Source organism: Prosthecomicrobium sp. N25, assembly GCF_037203705.1.
Lineage (GTDB): Bacteria > Pseudomonadota > Alphaproteobacteria > Rhizobiales > Ancalomicrobiaceae > Prosthecodimorpha.
In genome coordinates, this window is sequence record NZ_JBBCAT010000001.1 from 1,652,371 (window position 1) to 1,669,150 (window position 16,780).

A 16,780-nucleotide genomic window follows, 5' to 3' on the forward strand; every position below is an offset into this window, starting at 1 on the left:
CCCCATGGTCCCCAAGGTCTAGGGCCGCGACATACATATCAGGAGATTGAATACATTGGAATACAACCTAAGATTCACTCGATTGCAAGGCCTGCCGCCGAGGATCGGCTCCCGAAAGGGAACGCGGCCATGCACGCCTTCGGATCGATACGGGTCTCTCTGCTCATCGTCATGGTCACGGGTCTCGCGTCCATGGCCGTCGATCTTGCCGTTTTCAAGCGCTTCGACTTCATGCCCGGCTACTTCCTGATCGCCGCCTACCTGTTCATCGCCCGCACGGTGGCTGCGCTCGTCGCGCCCGGGGTGCCGCGGCTGGTCGGAGCCGCCGACTGCCTCGTGATGACCTACATGGCCCTGATCGTCGTTCTCTATGTCAGCCACCAGGCCATTGCCGTATCGTCGGACCCGATCGACGCGATGCTCCTGGCCGCCGACCGGTCGCTGGGGTTCGACCCTGCGGCCTTCCTGTCCTGGGTCAACGGGGAAGCCTGGGCGGAGGCGGCTTTCCGCTACGCCTACCAGACCTACCGGTTCCAACTGATCGGGACGGCCTTCGTTCTGCTGATCTGGGCCCGGCCCGCCGATGTGGACCGCTTCTTCCTGGCCTTCCTGCTCTGCTGCCTGGTGGCCTCCGCCATCTGCGCCGCCTTCCCGGCCTTCGGCATTGCCGTATCCCTCGACTTCGCGCGCGACTACCCGAACATCGACCCGGTCGGCCTCACGCCGGTCGATGCGATGCGGCGCATGCACGGCGATCCCGCGGTCCGGATCGGGGGCGAGCAGTTCCGCGGCATGATCAGCTTTCCGTCCATGCACGCGGCCGGCGGCGTGCTGGTCAGCATCGCGTTGCGCCACCTGCCGCTGCTCTTCTGGCCCGTTCTCCTGATCAATCTCTGCATGATTCCCGCGACCATCCCGATGGGCGGCCACTATCTGGTCGACGCGCTGGCGGGGGTCGTGCTCGCGCCGATCGCCTTCGTGGCCGCGGAGGCGCTCCGTTCGAGGCTCGATCCGGTGGCGGCCCGGGTGTTCGACTTCGCCCCCTTCGCAGGTCTACGCCGGCCGAAGCCAGCGAACCGGCGTGGCGCAACCTGACCGGAGGCCGGGTCGGGCATGGAACGTGCCATGGAGCGGGGGAGATTGGCGAAGCCGCATCGGCCGATGGATGTAACGATCCCGGGAACCTACAGCGTAGGTGGGCGCCGTGTGCAGGGACCCACGGGTCCGAGCAGGGACAGCTCCCGTTGAGATCGTTAAGGCCCCGGGGATTCAGTATCCTGTCGCGCCGCGCAGCCTCGCCAGAACCGAATATAGGGGGCGCCGGCGCGGCTGCATAGGGCGCGTTTGGCGGATTGTACGGCGCCGGCAGCGGAGCGGCCTTCGGCGCCGTCCGTTCAGTTGGAGGGCCGGCCGGAGACGAGCGTGGCCGCGATGGTCTCGATGCGCTTCGCCGCGAGGTCGAGCTTGTCGGCGACCGCCCGGTCGACCTCAGCGCGCCGGGCCTCGCCATCGCCGACCGACTGGCGGAGCCGCTCGATCTCACCCTCGAGGCCCGCGACCTTGCGCTTGGCCTCCCCGGCCTCGTCCATGGCCATGATGGCGGCCATGACGATCAGGCGCTGCTCGCCGATTTCGCCGAAGGTTTCCTTCAGGTGCGTGATGGTCCGGTCCAGCCGGTCCGCGAGCCCGTGCAGATGGGCCTCCTGTCCGTCCTCGCAAGCCATCCTGTAGACCCGGCCGCTGATCGTGACGTTGACTTGGGCCACTCTCGCCTCTCCCCGCGGCGGCCGGTCAGCCACCGTTCGCCTCCAGGACCGACCTGATCGACTCCATCGCGGCGACCAGGCGGCGCGACACCTCCCGGTTGGTGTCCTCCAGCCGTCCGGCCCGCGCCCGCTCCTGGTCGAGGTCCTGGGCGAGCCGCGACCGGTCCTCGCCGGTGCGCGACAGTTCGTCCTCGAGGCCGGCCAGGGACCGGTCCTCGTCGAGCCTGCGCTCGACCGCCGCCTCCAGGACCGAGAGGGCGAGTTCGAGCCGCCTCAGCGCCGCGTCTGCGGCCGGCGCCGCCGGATCCCTCGTCGTCACGCCACTCATGGCCCACTCACTCTCGGATCACCGCCCCCTGAACCCGCGCCCGGCTCCCCCGCCCCCGAAAGGCACCGGACCGGCCTGCCTCTCGACTCGATCCGGCAGGCCCGACGCCAATCTAGGTGCCGGCCGGAGTCGCGGTCAATGCCGCAGATCCGATGCGCGCCTACGTTCCTTCCGCTGCGGCGCCCGTCCGGAGCCGGGGTCTCGCTCTCTTAATGCAATGCAGCAATTTGATCGGTGCCATCAGGGAAACCTGATTGACTTGCCGGTCCCCCCTGTTATCAGGGGTCCGGCTTCCGCCCGCGCCGGTATACGGGCTGCAAAGACCTTCGAAGGAGAAAGAAATGGCGGTTCGCGTTGCCATCAACGGATTTGGTCGGATCGGTCGCAACGTCCTGCGCGCCATCGTCGAGTCCGGCCGCACCGACATCGACGTCGTCGCGATCAACGACCTCGGCCCGGTCGAAACCAACGCGCATCTGGTGCGCTACGACTCGGTGCACGGCCGCTTCCCCGGCACGGTGACGGTGTCCGGAGACACGATCGACGTCGGCCGCGGGCCGATCAAGGTCACCGCCATCAAGGATCCGGCGACCCTGCCGCACAAGGACCTCGGCGTCGACATCGCGCTGGAGTGCACGGGCATCTTCACGTCGCGCGAGAAGGCCTCCGCGCATCTCGCCGCCGGCGCCAAGCGCGTGATCGTCTCCGCCCCGGCGGACGGCGCCGACATGACGGTCGTCTACGGCGTCAACCACGAAAAGCTGACGAAGGACCACGTCGTCATCTCGAACGCGTCCTGCACGACCAACTGCCTCGCCCCGGTCGCCTGGGTGCTGAACGAGGCCGTCGGCATCGAGAAGGGCTTCATGACGACGATCCACTCCTACACGGGCGACCAGCCGACGCTCGACACCATGCACAAGGACCTCTACCGCGCCCGCGCCGCGGCCATGTCCATGATCCCGACCTCGACCGGCGCCGCCAAGGCGGTCGGCCTCGTCCTGCCCGAACTCAAGGGCAAGCTCGACGGCGTGGCGATCCGCGTGCCGACCCCGAACGTCTCCGTGGTCGACCTGAAGTTCGTCGCCAAGCGCGCGACCACGGTCCAGGAGATCAACGAGGCCATCAAGGCCGCCGCCCAGGGCAAGCTCAAGGGCATCCTCGGCTACACGACGGACCCGAACGTCTCGATCGACTTCAACCACGACCCGCACTCGTCGATCTTCCACATGGACCAGACCAAGGTCATGGACGGCACGCTCGTGCGCATCATGTCCTGGTACGACAACGAGTGGGGCTTCTCGAACCGCATGTCGGACACCGCGGTGGCGATGGGCAAGCTGCTCTGAGCCGACCGCGTCCCGCATAGCCAACTTCGGGGGCGGCCGGCTCTTCGCGAGCGGGGCCGCCCTCTTCGGATCCGTTCACGCCTTCGGGGACCGACCCATGAGCGCCTTCAAGACCCTCGACGACGCGGCCGTGGCCGGCAAGCGCGTCCTGACCCGCGTCGACCTGAACGTGCCCATGGAGGGCGGCGCGGTCTCGGACGACACGCGCATCCGGGCGGTCGTGCCGACGATCCGGGAGATCGCCGACAAGGGCGGCAAGGTGATCCTGCTCGCCCATTTCGGCCGCCCCAAGGACGGGCCGGAGGCGAAGTACTCGCTGCAGCAGATCGTCGGCGATGTCGCGGCGCGGGTCGGCCGGCCCGTTGCCTTCGCGCCGGACTGCGTGGGTGCCGTCGCGGAGGCCGCGGTGGCGGGCATGAAGGACGGCGACGTCCTGCTTCTGGAGAACACCCGCTTCCACAAGGGCGAGGAGAAGAACGACCCTGCCTTCACGGCCGCGTTGGCCAAGCTCGGCGACCTCTACGTCAACGACGCCTTCGCGACGGCCCACCGCGCGCATGCCTCCACGGAGGGCCTCGCCCGGGTGCTGCCGGCCTACGCGGGCCGTTGCATGCAGCAGGAGATCGAGGCGCTCGAGTCGGCGCTGGGCAAGCCGCAGCGCCCTGTCCTGGCGGTCGTCGGCGGCGCCAAGGTGTCGTCCAAGATCGACCTCCTGGAGAACCTCGTCACCAAGGTCGACATCCTGGTGATCGGCGGCGGCATGGCCAACACGTTCCTGGCCGCCCAGGGGACGGACGTGGGGAAGTCGCTGTGCGAGCACGACCTCGCCGACACGGCCCGGCGGATCATCACCAAGGCCCGGCAGGCGCGCTGCGAGATCGTGCTGCCGGTCGACGCGGTGGTGGCGCGCGCGTTCAAGGCCGGGGCGGAGAGCGAGATCGTGCCGGTCGACCGGATCCCGTCCGACGCCATGATCCTGGACGTCGGGCCGAAGACGGTCGCCACCATCGCCAACCGGATCGACGGCGCCCGGACACTCGTCTGGAACGGACCGCTCGGGGCCTTCGAAATCGAGCCCTTCGACCGTGCCACCGTGGCGGCGGCGAAACACGCGGCCGGGCGGACGAAGTCGGCGGGCCTCCTGACGGTCGCGGGCGGCGGCGACACGGTCGCGGCGCTGAACCATGCCGGGGTGGCGGGCGACTTCACCTACGTGTCGACCGCGGGCGGCGCCTTCCTGGAGTGGCTGGAGGGCAAGCCGCTGCCGGGCGTCGAGATCCTGCGCAAGTGACCCGGGCGGCCGGGGCCTTGCGGCCCGGCCCGGCCCGTGGCATCCGACCCGTCACAGCCCCGCCCGAATTGCGGCTCACATCCCGGGCGCCCCGCCCGGACGCGTCCGGCGCGGGCGAAGGCCGTCGGAGAGACCCTTGTCCCGCCTGTACCTGGTGACGCCCGCCGCGATCGACCTCGCGACATTCCCGGCCCTGCTCGACGAGGCGCTCGGCGCCGTGCCGGTGGCTTCGCTGCTCGTGGCGCCGCTCGGCCTCTCCGACATGGCGCTGCAACGGGTCGCCGAGGTGCTGACCCCGATCGGCCAGCGCCACGACGCCGCCGTGCTCGTCCGCAACGACACCCGCGCGGCGGGCCGGGCCAAGGCCGACGGCGTCCATGTGGACGGCTCGCTCGCCGAACTGAAGCAGGCGGTCGAGGCTTTCCGGCCGCGCAGCATCGTCGGCGCCGGCGGCCTGAAGACACGCCACGACGCCATGGCGGCGGCGGAGACCGGGGCCGACTACGTCTTCTTCGGCATGATCGATCGCCCCGAGGATCCGGAGGCCCATCCGAAGTCGCTGGAACTCGCCGGGTGGTGGATGCCGCTGTTCGAGACGCCCTGCGTCTGCCTGGCCGGCGCCGACCTCGCCTCGGTGGCGGAGGTCGCCCGCACGGGGGCGGACTTCGTGGGGTTGCGGGACGCGGTCTGGGCGCATGAGGCCGGGCCCGCCGCCGCGCTCGTCGAGGCGGCGCGGCTGATCGAGGCCCACACGCCGGAGCGGCTCGCGTGAGGCCGGGTCCGGCACCGCTCCGCACGGCCCGCGCCTCGGCCCTCGCGGCCGGGCTGGCTGTCCTCGCGGGCGTGAGCGCGGCCGTCGCGGTCGAGCCGGCCGGGCGCTCCGATCCGGCCGCCGTGCCGGCGATGCGCGGATTCGAGGGGCCGGGGCTTTCGGTCGACCCGGCGACGGTTCCCGTCGAGCCGGTCGCGCCGGAGGACATGAGCGGGCCGGACGCCATGTTCTCCGCCTACCAGCGCGGCCTCTACCTACTCACCTTCGACCTCGCCACCCGTCTCGCCGGCACGGGCGATCCGGCCGCCATGACCATGCTCGGCCACCTGCTCGAGAATGGCACCGGCATGGCGATGGACCTGCCGAAGGCGGCGGAGTGGTACCGGCTCGCGGCCGAGCGCGGCGACCGGGAGGCGATGACGGCCCTCGGGCTGATGGCCGCGACCGGGCGCGGCGTGGCGAAGGACAAACGCCAGGCCGCCGAGTGGTTCGAGAAGGCTGCCGCCAAGGACCAGGCCGTCGCGCTCTACAACCTCGCGCTGCTGGTGCTGGAGGGCGATGCCGTCCGCCGCGACCCGCCGCGCGCCGCCGCCCTTCTCGAGCGCGCCGCCAAGCTCGGCAACGTGGAGGCGCAGTACGGCCTCGCCGTGATGCTGAAGGAGGGGGACGGCATCCCCGCAGACCTGATGGCCGCCGCCCGCTGGATGGGCGACGCGGCGCGGGCGCGCAACACGGACGCGGAGATCGAATACGCCATCATGCTGGCCAACGGGCGCGGCGTGGCCCGCGACCTGCCGCTCGCGCTCAAGTATTTCCTGCGCGCCGCCTGGAAGGGCAACCCGATCGCGCAGAACCGGCTCGCCCGCCTGCACGCCACCGGGCTCGCCGGCAAGGTCGACCTGATCGAGGCCGCCAAGTGGCACTACCTGGCGCGCGCCCGCGGCCTCTCCGACTTTTGGCTCGACGGCGTCCTGTCGGGCCTGTCGGACGGCGAGGTGAAGCTTGCCCATCGCATGGCCGACCGGTTCCGGGCCGGCGAGACGGACGCGGCCCCGGGGGCACTGTCGCCGGTTCCGGCGGCTGTCCAGCTGCCGCTGGTGCCCGAGCCCAACATGCTGCGCCCCGTCCTGGGCCGGCCGCTCCCGCTGCCGGCGCCCGCCGCCGCGGCGCTCCCCGCCGAGCCGACCCCCGAGGCGCCCCCCGGGACGCCGCGGACCGCCGAACCGGCCGCGGCCGCCCTGCCGCCGCCGCCGGCGCCCCGGCCCGTCCAGCCGGGAAGCGCGGCCCCGGCGGTCCAGCCCGAAGCCCTGCCGCTGCCGCGTCCCGCCCCGCGCCCGCCGGTGGCGGCCGCCGAGCCGGTCCCGCCCCAGCCGGCGCCCGCCGTGGCGGCCCCACCCCCGGCGGGGTCTTCCGATTCCGCGCCGCCCGCCCCCCTGCCGCCGCCGCCGATCCCCGCCCTGCCGGCGCCCGCGCCGCCGAAATCTCCTTGAACTCCCGCCCGGGATGTGGTGACCAGAGGCCGAACGAAGTCCGGCGGGCCCGCGCTACCCCGGTCGTCCGGACCCGACCCGCATCCCGACCCGGCATTCCTGACGCCGGCCCGCTGCGCCCCCTGCGCCGGGCCGGCCCGACGAGGCACCCCCGATGGCACGTTCCGCGCTCCTCAACGTCATGGTCGAGGCCGTCCGCAAGGCCGGGCGCTCGCTCGCCCGCGATTTCGGCGAGGTCGAGAACCTCCAGGTGTCGATCAAGGGCCCGGGCGACTTCGTCTCCGCCGCCGACCGCAAGTCGGAGGAGATCCTGCAGCAGGAGTTGGCCCGCGCCCGGCCCGGCTTCGGATTCCTGATGGAGGAGGGCGGCACCATCGAGGGCACGGACGGCCAGCACCGCTGGCTGATCGACCCGCTCGACGGCACCACCAACTTCCTGCACGGCATCCCGGTCTTCGCCATCTCGGTCGCCCTGGAGCGGCAGGGCACGATCGTGGCTGGGGTCGTCTACAACCCGGTCATGGACGAGCTCTACGTCGCCGAGCGCGGCGGCGGCGCCTTCGTCAACGACCGCCGCCTGCGGGTCTCCCGCCGGGCCAACCTGCACGACTGCGTCATCGGCACCGGCGTGCCCACCCTCGGCCGCCCGAACCATCCGGCCTACCTTAAGGAACTCGAGGCCGTGATGGCCGAAACCGCCGGCGTCCGGCGGGTCGGCGCCGCCGCCATCGACCTCTGCTGGGTGGCGGCGGGTCGCTTCGACGGCTTCTTCGAGCACGACCTCAACCCGTGGGACGTGGCGGCCGGCATGCTGATCATCCGCGAGGCGGGCGGCTTCGTCTCCGACTTCGACGGACGGGACAAGATCTTCGAGACCGGTGGCATCGTGGCCGGCAACGAGGACGTCCACCGTCGCCTGCTGGCGATCCTCAAGAACGCGCGCTGAGCGCGGGACCCGGCCGCCGCTTCCCCTCGTGCCGTCGCGCCGTCGCAATTCGGCGTTTTGATGATGCCGGAAAGCGGGGTAGAAGAGTCGGGACCGGAGGCTTCAGAGAAGGCGGCTCATGGCGCGCGATTTCGATCCTCATCGGCTCTCGAGCCCGCAGGTTTTCCTCTGGCGCATGATCATCTTCCTGGTCATCGCCTCCTTCGTGGTCGTCATCCTCTACCGCCAGATCCTCGTCGCCTTCATGGCGAACCCGGGCCTCAACGGCCTGATCGTCGGGGTGCTGACGCTCGGCTCGCTGCTCGCCATCCGGCAGGTGATCCGTCTCTTTCCCGAGGTCCGCTGGGTCAATTCCTTCCGCATCGCCGACCCGGGGGTCGAGGTGAAGGTGCAGCCGCGCCTCCTCGGGCCGATGGCGGCGCTGCTTCGCGACCGCTCGGGCAAGGTCGAGATCAGCCCGGACATCATGCGCTCGATCCTCGATTCGATCTCGATGCGCCTCGACGAGACCCGCGACATCACCCGCTACATCGGCGGCCTTCTCGTCTTCCTCGGCCTCCTCGGCACCTTCTGGGGCCTGACAGAGACGGTCTCGTCGGTCGGCCGCACGATCCAGAACCTGTCCGTCGGCGCCTCCGACCTCGGCGTCATCTTCGAGGACCTGAAGACCGGCCTCGCCGCGCCGCTTGGCGGCATGGGGACGGCCTTCTCGTCCTCGCTCTTCGGCCTGTCCGGCTCGCTCGTGATCGGCTTCCTGGACCTGCAGGCGAGCCAGGCGCAGAACCGCTTCTATACCCAGCTCGAGGACTGGCTCTCCAACGTGACCCAGCTCGACATCCGCAGCGATCTCGCCCGCGAGGGTCCGCTCGGCACCGTGGAGAGCCTCAGGGTCGCCATCGAGCGGCTGAACCGCACCGTCCAGGAGACCGGCTCGAACCGGACCGCGACCACCGCCATGGTCAACCTCGCGGAAGGCATCCAGGGCCTCGTCACCCACATGCGCACCGAGCAGCAGATGATCCGCGCCTGGGTCGAGGAGCAGACCGAGGAGGCCCGCACCATGCGGCAGGTGCTGATGCGTCTCTCCGACCCGGCCGACCTGCCGGACTCCTGGCGGCGCACCGCCGAGGCGGCCGCGCGGGAGGAGACGACCGAGTTCGTGCCCCAGCGGCCCGTCCGTCACCCCGCGGACCGGACCGAGGCGGCGTCCGGGCCCGGCCGGCCGCTCGGGGAATAGGCCATGCCGGCCGCGCGCGCCCGCCGGCGGGAAAGCCGCATCGACTACTGGCCCGGCTTCGTCGACGCGATGGCGACGCTGCTGCTGGTAATCATCTTCCTGCTGACCGTCTTCATGCTCTCGCAGTTCTTCCTGACCCGCGAGATCAGCGGCAAGGACACGGCGCTCCAGAAGCTGAACGCGCAGGTCGCCGAGCTGACCGAGCTCCTCGCCCTGGAGCGAACGGGCAAGCGGGAGCTCGAGGATCAGCTCGACACGGTGCGCTCCGGGCTGGCGCTGCTTGAGCTCGAGAAGCAGAAGCTGCTGGGCCAGGTCGACGAGAAGGCCGGGGCGGCCACCTCGGCGAGCGGCACCGTCCAGGCGCTGACCGGCAAGCTCGACGAGGAGAAGCAGATCTCCAACCGGGCGCTCAGCCAGGTCGAGCTCCTGAACCAGCAGATCGCCGCGCTCCGTCGCCAGATCGCCGCCCTCGAATCCGCCCTCGACGTCTCCGAGACCCGCGACCGAGAGAGCCAGAACAAGATCGCCGACCTCGGCAAGCGCCTGAACGTCGCCCTCGCGCAGCGCGTCCAGGAGTTGCAGCGCTACAGGTCCGACTTCTTCGGCCGCCTGCGCGAGATCCTGGGCAACCGGTCGGACATCCGGGTGGTCGGCGACCGCTTCGTCTTCCAGTCCGAGGTGCTGTTCCAGGCCGGCCAGGAAACCATCAACGACGCCGGCCGCGCCGACCTCGACAAGCTCGCCTCCGCGATCCTGGAGCTCGATCGGCAGATCCCGCCGGAGGTCAACTGGACACTCCGGGTCGACGGGCATACCGACATCCGCCCGACCTCCGGCGCCAGCCGATTCCGCTCCAACTGGGAACTCTCCGCCGCCCGCGCCATTTCGGTGGTGCGCTACCTCATCGACCGGGGCGTCTCCCCGAAGCGGCTCGTGGCAGCCGGCTTCGGCGAGTTCCAACCCATCGAGGAGGGCGCGACCGAGGATGCCTACGCCAAGAACCGCCGGATCGAGATCCGGATGACGGACCGCTGATGGACCCGAGCCTCACCCTGCGCGAAATCCTGCCCTTCGGGACGGGGCACATGCCGGAGATCGTCGACCTCTGGGTCGAGACCTGGAGCAAGACCCTGCCCGCCATCGACTTCGAGGCGCGGCGGGGCTGGTTCGTCGACCATCTGGTCGCCGCGCGCGACGACGGGCAGGCGATCCGGGTCGCCTTCACGCAGACCGGCGACGCCGCCGGATTCCTGATGATCGACCCCGCGACCGGCTATCTCGACCAGATCGCGGTCGGCTCCCGCTGGTGGGGAAAGGGCATCGCGGAGGCGCTGCTCGAAGAGGCCCGCCGGCTCTGCCCGGACCGCATCGAGCTCGACGTCAACCAGGACAACCCGCGCGCCGTCGCCTTCTACCGCCGTAACGGCTTCGTCGAGATCGGCGAGGGCGTGAACCCGCGCTCCGGCCTCGCCACGCTCAAGCTCGAGTGGCGCGCCTCAATGCCCGCCGCCCTCAAGGCATGACCGCCGCCCTCGTCCGGCCTTTCGCCCGCGACGACCTGGAGCCGTCGATGGACATCTGGGCCGCTGCCTGGACGGCGGCGCTGCCGGATCGCGACATGGCCTCGAGCCTGCCGGCCTGGCGCACGCAGTTCATTCAGGAGCTGCTGCCGGCCCGCACGGTCCTGGCCGGCACGGTCGGGGGCCGGCTGGCCGGCTTCGCGGTCGTCGACCTCAAACGCGGGTGGCTCGACATGCTCTGCGTCGACCCCGCGGTTCACGGCGCGGGACTCGGCCGGCTCCTCCTCGACACCGCCTGCGCGCTCGCCGAAGACGACCTGCGTTTCCGGGTGCTGAAGGACAACGAGAGCGCCATCGGCTTCTACGAGCACCTCGGCTGCGAACGGGAATCGGAGGGCACCGCCCCGGTCTCGGGCTGGGCCTGCTGGCACTATGTCCGGCGCCGGGCGCCGCGCGCCTGAGGCCCGGGGCTCAGGAGCCGATGCGCCGCCGGCCCCACCAGGGCGCCCTGACCTTGGTCTGCCCGTCCGCCCACCAGTAGCCCTCGAAACGCTGCAGGCCCTCCTCGAAGGTCAGCGCCAGCGAGCCGGTCCCGTAGCGGTCGCGCCACCGGCAGAGCAGGACGCGGGGCTTCGGCGAGGTGCAGCGCTCCAGCGTGCCCTCGATCGCCTCCGCGCCCGGCTCCGTGAAGGCGTAGCGGCCGGACAGGCCGTCGGGACCCGCCTGGAACTCGGTCGCGCCCGGCATGAAGGCTTTGCCGGAATAGATCTCGCCGTCATAGGCGTCCGGCACGAGCCGGAGCCAGTCGCCCGCCTCCTCGGCGCGGACGGGGGCCGGGGCGGCGGCAAGAGCGAGCGCGACGAGGACGGCGGACCGGTTCATGGGCAGGCATTCTCCCGTAAGGGCGGCGCGGCGGCGCCGGTCTGGATTCTCGGCGCGCCCCGGCCTATAAGCCTCGCGCCTTCAGACGTGAAAGACATCGCGTCCGCCCCGCGCGCGCCGAAACCGGCGCCCCGGGGCGGGCGCCGACGACCAAGAGGCGAACATGGCCGGGCATTCACAGTTCAAGAACATCATGCACCGGAAGGGCAAGCAGGACGCGGTGCGCTCCAAGCTCTTCTCCAAGCTCGCGCGCGAAATCACGGTCGCGGCGAAGGACGGTGTGCCCGATCCCACCATGAATTCCAAGCTGCGGCTCGCGATCCAGAATGCGCGCGCCGAGAACATGCCGAAGGACAACATCGAGCGCGCCATCAAGAAGGCGGCGGGTGCGGAGGGCGAGAGCTACGAGAACGTCCGCTACGAGGGCTACGGCCCGGGCGGCGTGGCCGTCATCGTCGAGACCCTGACCGACAACCGCAACCGCACCGGCGGCGCGGTGCGGGCCGCCTTCACCAAGCACGGCGGCGCCCTCGGCGAGACCGGCTCGGTCTCCTTCTCGTTCGACCATGTCGGCGAGATCGTCTACCCGGCGGCGGTCGGCTCCGCGGACGCGGTGCTCGAGGCGGCCATCGAGGCGGGCGCGGACGACGTGCAGTCCGACGAGGAGACGCACACCATCCTGTGCGGCTTCGAAGCCATGGGCGAGGTCTCCAAGGCGCTGGAGACGACCCTCGGTCCGGCCAAGTCCGTCAAGGCGATCTGGAAGCCGCAGAACACGATTCCGGTCGACGAGGAGAAGGCCCAGACGCTCATGAAGCTGGTCGGCCAGCTCGAGGACGACGACGACGTGCAGAACGTCTACTCGAACTTCGACGTGTCGGAAGAGGTCCTGGCCAAGCTGACGGCGGCGTGACGCGGCCGGGCCCCTAGCCGCGGCGGCGCCGTGCCGCTACCACAGTGCGGCATGGCAGAGATCATCCGAATCATCGGCATCGACCCGGGGCTGCAGCGCACCGGCTGGGGCATTGTGGACGTGGCCGGCAACCGGCTCTCCTTCGTGGCGGCCGGCCTCGTCAAGTCGACCGCCGACGAGAGCCTGGCGGCGCGGCTGGTCGAACTGCACGACGGGCTCGCGGAGGTGATCCGGGCCTTTACGCCCGACGAGGCGGCGGTCGAGCAGACCTTCGTCAACGTCAACCCGACCTCGACCCTCAAGCTCGGCCAGGCGCGCGGCATCGCCATGCTGGTGCCCGCCAAGGCGGGGCTCAGGGTCGCCGAATACGCCCCGAACGCGATCAAGAAGGCGATCGTCGGCGCGGGCCACGCCGAGAAGCGGCAGATCCACCACATGGTCCGGATCCTGCTGCCCAAGGCCGAGTTCGAGGGCGACGACCCGGCCGACGCGCTCGCGATCGCCATCTGCCACGCCCACCACCGGCCGTCGCTGCAGACGGCCATGCGGCTCGCGGGGATGCGATGATCGGCAAGCTCAAGGGCGTGATCGACAGCTACGGGGAAGACTTCGTGATCCTCGACGTGCATGGTGTCGGCTACGTCTGCCACTGCTCCTCGCGCACCCTGCATAGCCTGCCCCCGCCCGGCGAGGCGGCCATCCTGACCATCGAGACCTATGTCCGCGAGGACCAGATCCGCCTGTTCGGCTTCGCCTCCGAGGAGGAGAAGGAGTGGTTCCGCGTCCTCGGGACCGTCCAGGGCGTCGGCGTCAAGGTCGCCCTCTCGATCCTCTCGGTGCTGCGTCCCGCGGAACTCGCGACCGCCATCGCGCTGAAGGACACGACCGCGGTCAGCCGCGCCAACGGGGTCGGCAAGAAGCTCGCCGAGCGGATCTGCCAGGAACTGAAGGACAAGTCGCCCGGCTTCGCGAGCGTCGACCCGGCCGTGGTGCGCCTGACCGCCGACGCCGGATCCGCCAAGGGCGCGCCGAAGCCGATGGCGGACGCCGTCTCGGCCCTGGTCAACCTGGGCTACCCGCAGCTCCAGGCGGCCGCCGCCGTGGCAGCCGCCGCCCGCAGCCTCGGCGAGGACGCCACGACCGAGCGGCTGATCCGCGCCGGCCTCAAGGAACTGGCCCGCTGAGGCGGGCTCAGCCGGTGAGCACGTCTTCGTAAACGGCCGCCAGCGGCATCGAGAAGTCGATGGCGGGGAGCGAGAGAGAGCGGTCGAGGCCTTCGAGCCAATCGATCCGCCACTCGGCGCCGTTGCGGTTCCTCACTTCGATCAACGGCTTGTCGCGATGAACCATGACGTAATGGACGAGACTCGGCAGCTTCTTGTAGCCGTCCCACTTCTCGTAGCGGTCGCGAGCCTCCGTTCCCGGCGACAGCACCTCCACGACGACCATTGGATCCTGGATCGAGGTCGCCCCCGGCTCCAGTCTGCCACATTGGACCATGACGTCCGGCAGGACCGCGAAGTCGAGCTCGCGGCGCTTGAGGTAGAAGGCCTCCTGGAAGACGTGACAAGGGCGCTTCGTCGCCTTGATGTGCTGCCTCAGCGCCACCATCACGTTTTGCGAGATCAGATGATGTTCCCACCGCGCCCCGACCATGCCGCGGATGACGCGGCCGCCGATCAGCTCCCAGCGCTCGTTCTCCGGCTTGTCGAGGAGGAGTTCCTCGAAGTCGTCGAAGCTCATGGTTTCGAACTGCGATACTGCGCCGGCCATCGGCTCGTCTCCCGGAATTTGGCCCCCGGATGCTACATCATGTAGGCAGGCCCGCCAAAGGCTACAGTGTCGCCGTATCCGAATCGTTCCGCCTCTCGCGCCGAGGACCGTCGCCCCGATGACCACGCCCAAACGGCTCGTTTCCGGCGAGAAGCGCGAGGAGGACTTCGACGCCACCCTGCGCCCGCAGACGCTCGGCGACTTCGTCGGCCAGGCCCAGGCGCGCGAGAACATGAAGGTCTTCATCGAGGCCGCCAAGGCGCGGCGCGAGGCGCTCGACCACGTGCTCTTCGTCGGCCCGCCCGGCCTCGGCAAGACGACGCTCGCCCAGATCGTCTCGCGCGAGCTCGGCGTCAACTTCCGGGCCACCTCCGGACCCGTCATCGCCAAGGCGGGCGACCTCGCCGCGCTCCTCACCAACCTGGAGGAGCGCGACGTCCTCTTCATCGACGAGATCCACCGCCTGAACCCGGCCGTCGAGGAGATCCTCTACCCGGCCATGGAGGACTACCAGCTCGACCTCATCATCGGGGAGGGCCCGGCGGCCCGCTCGGTCCGCATCGACCTCGCCAAGTTCACGCTCGTGGGGGCCACGACCCGCCTCGGGCTCCTGACGACGCCGCTGCGCGACCGGTTCGGCATCCCGATCCGCCTCAACTTCTACACCGTGCAGGAACTCGAGCTGATCGTCACCCGCGGTGCCCGCATCATGGGCATCGGCATCACGCCGGAAGGCGCCAACGAGGTGGCGCGCCGGTCGCGCGGCACGCCCCGGATCGCCGGCCGGCTCCTGCGCCGGGTGCGCGACTTCACGGTGGTGGGCGGGAAGGACCGCATCGACCGCCAATCCGCCGACGTGGCGCTCCGCCGCCTCGAGGTGGACGAGGCCGGGCTCGACCAGCTGGACCGGCGATACCTGACCGTCATCGCCGTCTCGTTCGCGGGCGGACCGGTGGGGATCGAGACGATCGCTGCCGCGCTCTCCGAGCCGCGCGACGCGATCGAGGAGATCGTCGAGCCATACCTGATCCAGCAGGGCTTCGTCATGCGCACGCCGCGCGGCCGCGTCCTGACGCCCGCCGCCTTCCGGCACATGGGCCTGCCCGTTCCGACCGGCCGGCCGGAGCAGATGCCGCTGTTCGGCGCCGAGGAGGACTGAGGGCGCGGGAGGCGACGAGGGGCCGGCCGGTCGCTATACTCATCGACCCTCCTCGTCCCGGTGCTCCTTCATGCTGACCCTCATCTTCGACCTCGACGGCACCGTCTCGGACACCGAGGAGGTCCATCGGCGCGCCTACAACGAGGCCTTCGAGGCCGAGAAGCTCGGCTGGAACTGGACGCCGGAGCTCTACGGCCGGCTCCTCGCCGTGACGGGGGGCAAGGACCGGATCCGCCACTACGTCGAACGCTACGATGCGGCGGGCGGACCGCGCATGCTGGCGCGGATCGACCGGATCTACGAGACCAAGACCGCGCGATACCAGGCGCTCGTCGAGGCCGGCGAGGCGAAGCTTCGCCCGGGCGTGGCCCGTCTCGTCCGCGAGGCCGGCGCGGCAGGCGTCCGGCTCGCCCTGGCGGCCTCGGCGAGCCTGCCCAACGCGGTCTCGATCCTGCGTTCCGGCTTCGGGCCGAGCGGCGACGACCTCTTCGCCGAGATCGTCACGGGCGAGCAGGTCCGGCGCAAGAAGCCGGCCCCGGACGTCTACGCGCTCGCGCTCGAACGGCTCGGGGTCGACCCGGACGCCGCGGTCGCCATCGAGGATTCGCTGAACGGCCTCAAGGCGGCGACCGCCGCCGGCATCCGGACCGTCGTCACGCCGTCCACCTATACGCGGGACGAGCCCTTCTTCGGCGCCCTGGCGGTGCTCTCCGACCTGGGCGAGCCCGGGCGGCCCTACCGCCACATCGCCGGCGCGGGGGGCGGCGAGGCGATGGTGACCCTCGCGGCGCTCGACCGGTGGCGGAAGGGCTGAGCCGTCCGGCCGCCTTGACCGGCCCGCGCGGGAGCCGCATGACTTCGGGCCATGACCGCCCCGCATGACCCCGAGTCCCTGGTCGCCGGCCGCCTCGGCCCCGACGGGCACTGCCTGCCCGTCCGCATCTACTACGAGGACACCGACGCCGGGGGGATCGTCTACCACGCCGCCTACGTGCGCTTCATGGAGCGCGGCCGCACCGATTTCCTGCGCCACCTCGGCGTCCGCCAATCGGAGGCGTCCGCAGGGCCCGAGGGGGTCTTCTTCGCCGTCCGCCACATGGAGATCGACTTCCTGAAGCCGGCCCGGCTCGACGACCTCGTCGAGGTGCGCACGGCGCTCCGGGAGATCGGCGGCGCCCGCCTCGTACTCGCGCAGAGCGTCCGGATCGGGGCGGAGATCCTGGTGTCCGCCAAGGTGACGATCGCGGCGCTGGGCAAGACGGGACGCCCCCGACGTATTCCCGAGGCCGTGCGGGCCGCCTTCGCCAGGTTCGCCTCGGTCTGAGCGCCAAGGCCGATGCGGGGACCGAGATCC

The 16,780-nt window shown here is 70.8% G+C and carries 20 protein-coding genes and 1 other RNA gene; 16 read left to right on the top strand and 5 right to left on the bottom strand.

The window, feature by feature from the left end:
• The first annotated feature begins 129 nt into the window (after nucleotides 1-129).
• Complete coding sequence (locus WBG79_RS07470; RefSeq protein ID WP_337356480.1) at nucleotides 130-1,095, top strand: phosphatase PAP2 family protein; 966 nt, start codon at nucleotides 130-132, stop codon at nucleotides 1,093-1,095.
• A 47-nt stretch (nucleotides 1,096-1,142) separates the two neighbouring features.
• Here the strand turns inward: WBG79_RS07470 and ssrS are convergent.
• From ssrS to WBG79_RS07485, 3 genes are all read right to left on the bottom strand, one after another.
• A non-coding RNA gene (ssrS, locus tag WBG79_RS07475) (6S RNA) lies at nucleotides 1,143-1,299 on the bottom strand.
• 95 nt (nucleotides 1,300-1,394) lie between these two features.
• Nucleotides 1,395-1,766, bottom strand: coding sequence for a cell division protein ZapA (locus tag WBG79_RS07480; protein ID WP_337356481.1), 372 nt, complete (start codon nucleotides 1,764-1,766; stop codon nucleotides 1,395-1,397).
• Nucleotides 1,767-1,791: 25 nt separating this feature from the next.
• Nucleotides 1,792-2,094: a DUF4164 domain-containing protein gene (locus WBG79_RS07485; RefSeq protein WP_337356482.1), complete on the bottom strand. Its 303-nt coding sequence runs from the start codon at nucleotides 2,092-2,094 to the stop codon at nucleotides 1,792-1,794.
• 341 nt (nucleotides 2,095-2,435) lie between these two features.
• Here WBG79_RS07485 and gap point away from each other — a divergent pair, with 341 nt between their 5' ends.
• The 9 genes from gap to WBG79_RS07530 all read left to right on the top strand — a co-directional run bounded on the left by gap (nucleotide 2,436) and on the right by WBG79_RS07530 (nucleotide 11,160).
• Nucleotides 2,436-3,443, top strand: coding sequence for a type I glyceraldehyde-3-phosphate dehydrogenase (gene gap / locus WBG79_RS07490; protein WP_337356483.1), 1,008 nt, complete (start codon nucleotides 2,436-2,438; stop codon nucleotides 3,441-3,443).
• 97 nt (nucleotides 3,444-3,540) lie between these two features.
• Nucleotides 3,541-4,734, top strand: a complete 1,194-nt coding sequence (locus tag WBG79_RS07495; protein ID WP_337356484.1) for a phosphoglycerate kinase — start codon at nucleotides 3,541-3,543, stop codon at nucleotides 4,732-4,734.
• A 136-nt stretch (nucleotides 4,735-4,870) separates the two neighbouring features.
• The gene (locus WBG79_RS07500; RefSeq protein ID WP_337356485.1) at nucleotides 4,871-5,506 is read left to right on the top strand and encodes a thiamine phosphate synthase; all 636 of its coding nucleotides are present in this window, start codon (nucleotides 4,871-4,873) and stop codon (nucleotides 5,504-5,506) included.
• Complete coding sequence (locus WBG79_RS07505; protein ID WP_337356486.1) at nucleotides 5,503-6,996, top strand: tetratricopeptide repeat protein; 1,494 nt, start codon at nucleotides 5,503-5,505, stop codon at nucleotides 6,994-6,996. The genes WBG79_RS07500 and WBG79_RS07505 overlap by 4 nt, the downstream gene beginning before the upstream one ends.
• Before the next feature lie 154 nt (nucleotides 6,997-7,150).
• Complete coding sequence (locus WBG79_RS07510; protein ID WP_337356487.1) at nucleotides 7,151-7,942, top strand: inositol monophosphatase family protein; 792 nt, start codon at nucleotides 7,151-7,153, stop codon at nucleotides 7,940-7,942.
• Between the two features lie 118 nt (nucleotides 7,943-8,060).
• Entirely contained in the window at nucleotides 8,061-9,179 is a 1,119-nt protein-coding gene (locus tag WBG79_RS07515; RefSeq protein ID WP_337356488.1) for a flagellar motor protein MotA, read from the top strand.
• A 3-nt stretch (nucleotides 9,180-9,182) separates the two neighbouring features.
• Complete coding sequence (locus tag WBG79_RS07520; protein WP_337356489.1) at nucleotides 9,183-10,214, top strand: peptidoglycan -binding protein; 1,032 nt, start codon at nucleotides 9,183-9,185, stop codon at nucleotides 10,212-10,214.
• On the top strand, nucleotides 10,214-10,702 hold the full coding sequence (locus WBG79_RS07525; protein ID WP_337356490.1) for a GNAT family N-acetyltransferase: 489 nt from the start codon (nucleotides 10,214-10,216) through the stop codon (nucleotides 10,700-10,702). Before WBG79_RS07520 ends, WBG79_RS07525 begins: the two co-directional genes overlap by 1 nt.
• Nucleotides 10,699-11,160: a GNAT family N-acetyltransferase gene (locus tag WBG79_RS07530; protein ID WP_337356491.1), complete on the top strand. Its 462-nt coding sequence runs from the start codon at nucleotides 10,699-10,701 to the stop codon at nucleotides 11,158-11,160. The genes WBG79_RS07525 and WBG79_RS07530 overlap by 4 nt, the downstream gene beginning before the upstream one ends.
• A 10-nt stretch (nucleotides 11,161-11,170) precedes the next feature.
• On the opposite strand, the gene WBG79_RS07535 is transcribed toward WBG79_RS07530, so the two are convergent.
• A complete protein-coding gene (locus tag WBG79_RS07535) occupies nucleotides 11,171-11,581 on the bottom strand; it encodes a hypothetical protein (RefSeq protein ID WP_337356492.1) in 411 nt (136 codons plus the stop codon).
• A gap of 163 nt (nucleotides 11,582-11,744) precedes the next feature.
• Here WBG79_RS07535 and WBG79_RS07540 point away from each other — a divergent pair, with 163 nt between their 5' ends.
• The 3 genes from WBG79_RS07540 to ruvA are packed head-to-tail and all read left to right on the top strand — an operon-like array spanning nucleotide 11,745 to nucleotide 13,678.
• A complete protein-coding gene (locus WBG79_RS07540; RefSeq protein WP_337356493.1) occupies nucleotides 11,745-12,494 on the top strand; it encodes a YebC/PmpR family DNA-binding transcriptional regulator in 750 nt (249 codons plus the stop codon).
• Between the two features lie 51 nt (nucleotides 12,495-12,545).
• Complete coding sequence (gene ruvC, locus WBG79_RS07545) at nucleotides 12,546-13,061, top strand: crossover junction endodeoxyribonuclease RuvC (protein ID WP_337356494.1); 516 nt, start codon at nucleotides 12,546-12,548, stop codon at nucleotides 13,059-13,061.
• Nucleotides 13,058-13,678, top strand: coding sequence for a Holliday junction branch migration protein RuvA (gene ruvA, locus WBG79_RS07550; protein ID WP_337356495.1), 621 nt, complete (start codon nucleotides 13,058-13,060; stop codon nucleotides 13,676-13,678). Before ruvC ends, ruvA begins: the two co-directional genes overlap by 4 nt.
• A 7-nt stretch (nucleotides 13,679-13,685) precedes the next feature.
• Here the strand turns inward: ruvA and WBG79_RS07555 are convergent, their stop codons facing one another.
• Entirely contained in the window at nucleotides 13,686-14,267 is a 582-nt protein-coding gene (locus WBG79_RS07555; protein WP_337356496.1) for a Uma2 family endonuclease, read from the bottom strand.
• Nucleotides 14,268-14,385: 118 nt separating this feature from the next.
• On the opposite strand from WBG79_RS07555, the gene ruvB reads away from it, so the two are divergent.
• The 3 genes from ruvB (at nucleotide 14,386) to ybgC (ending at nucleotide 16,750) form a co-directional block, all read left to right on the top strand.
• Complete coding sequence (gene ruvB, locus WBG79_RS07560) at nucleotides 14,386-15,426, top strand: Holliday junction branch migration DNA helicase RuvB (protein ID WP_337356497.1); 1,041 nt, start codon at nucleotides 14,386-14,388, stop codon at nucleotides 15,424-15,426.
• 70 nt (nucleotides 15,427-15,496) lie between these two features.
• Complete coding sequence (locus WBG79_RS07565; RefSeq protein ID WP_337356498.1) at nucleotides 15,497-16,240, top strand: HAD-IA family hydrolase; 744 nt, start codon at nucleotides 15,497-15,499, stop codon at nucleotides 16,238-16,240.
• 51 nt (nucleotides 16,241-16,291) lie between these two features.
• Nucleotides 16,292-16,750 carry a tol-pal system-associated acyl-CoA thioesterase gene (ybgC, locus tag WBG79_RS07570; RefSeq protein ID WP_337356499.1) on the top strand — a complete coding sequence of 153 codons (459 nt, stop codon included), beginning with the start codon at nucleotides 16,292-16,294 and terminating at the stop codon, nucleotides 16,748-16,750.
• Nucleotides 16,751-16,780 lie beyond the last annotated feature (30 nt).

Bases quoted from the DNA above. Each gene is read 5' to 3' on its own strand.
- WBG79_RS07470 (WP_337356480.1), top strand. From the start codon at position 130: ATGCACGCCTTCGGATCGATACGGGTCTCTCTGCTCATCGTCATGGTC.
- WBG79_RS07485 (WP_337356482.1), bottom strand. From the start codon at position 2,094: ATGAGTGGCGTGACGACGAGGGATCCGGCGGCGCCGGCCGCAGACGCG.
- gap (WP_337356483.1), top strand. From the start codon at position 2,436: ATGGCGGTTCGCGTTGCCATCAACGGATTTGGTCGGATCGGTCGCAAC.
- WBG79_RS07495 (WP_337356484.1), top strand. From the start codon at position 3,541: ATGAGCGCCTTCAAGACCCTCGACGACGCGGCCGTGGCCGGCAAGCGC.
- WBG79_RS07510 (WP_337356487.1), top strand. From the start codon at position 7,151: ATGGCACGTTCCGCGCTCCTCAACGTCATGGTCGAGGCCGTCCGCAAG.
- WBG79_RS07515 (WP_337356488.1), top strand. From the start codon at position 8,061: ATGGCGCGCGATTTCGATCCTCATCGGCTCTCGAGCCCGCAGGTTTTC.
- WBG79_RS07520 (WP_337356489.1), top strand. From the start codon at position 9,183: ATGCCGGCCGCGCGCGCCCGCCGGCGGGAAAGCCGCATCGACTACTGG.
- WBG79_RS07525 (WP_337356490.1), top strand. From the start codon at position 10,214: ATGGACCCGAGCCTCACCCTGCGCGAAATCCTGCCCTTCGGGACGGGG.
- WBG79_RS07530 (WP_337356491.1), top strand. From the start codon at position 10,699: ATGACCGCCGCCCTCGTCCGGCCTTTCGCCCGCGACGACCTGGAGCCG.
- WBG79_RS07535 (WP_337356492.1), bottom strand. From the start codon at position 11,581: ATGAACCGGTCCGCCGTCCTCGTCGCGCTCGCTCTTGCCGCCGCCCCG.
- WBG79_RS07540 (WP_337356493.1), top strand. From the start codon at position 11,745: ATGGCCGGGCATTCACAGTTCAAGAACATCATGCACCGGAAGGGCAAG.
- ruvC (WP_337356494.1), top strand. From the start codon at position 12,546: ATGGCAGAGATCATCCGAATCATCGGCATCGACCCGGGGCTGCAGCGC.
- ruvA (WP_337356495.1), top strand. From the start codon at position 13,058: ATGATCGGCAAGCTCAAGGGCGTGATCGACAGCTACGGGGAAGACTTC.
- WBG79_RS07555 (WP_337356496.1), bottom strand. From the start codon at position 14,267: ATGGCCGGCGCAGTATCGCAGTTCGAAACCATGAGCTTCGACGACTTC.
- ruvB (WP_337356497.1), top strand. From the start codon at position 14,386: ATGACCACGCCCAAACGGCTCGTTTCCGGCGAGAAGCGCGAGGAGGAC.
- WBG79_RS07565 (WP_337356498.1), top strand. From the start codon at position 15,497: ATGCTGACCCTCATCTTCGACCTCGACGGCACCGTCTCGGACACCGAG.
- ybgC (WP_337356499.1), top strand. From the start codon at position 16,292: ATGACCGCCCCGCATGACCCCGAGTCCCTGGTCGCCGGCCGCCTCGGC.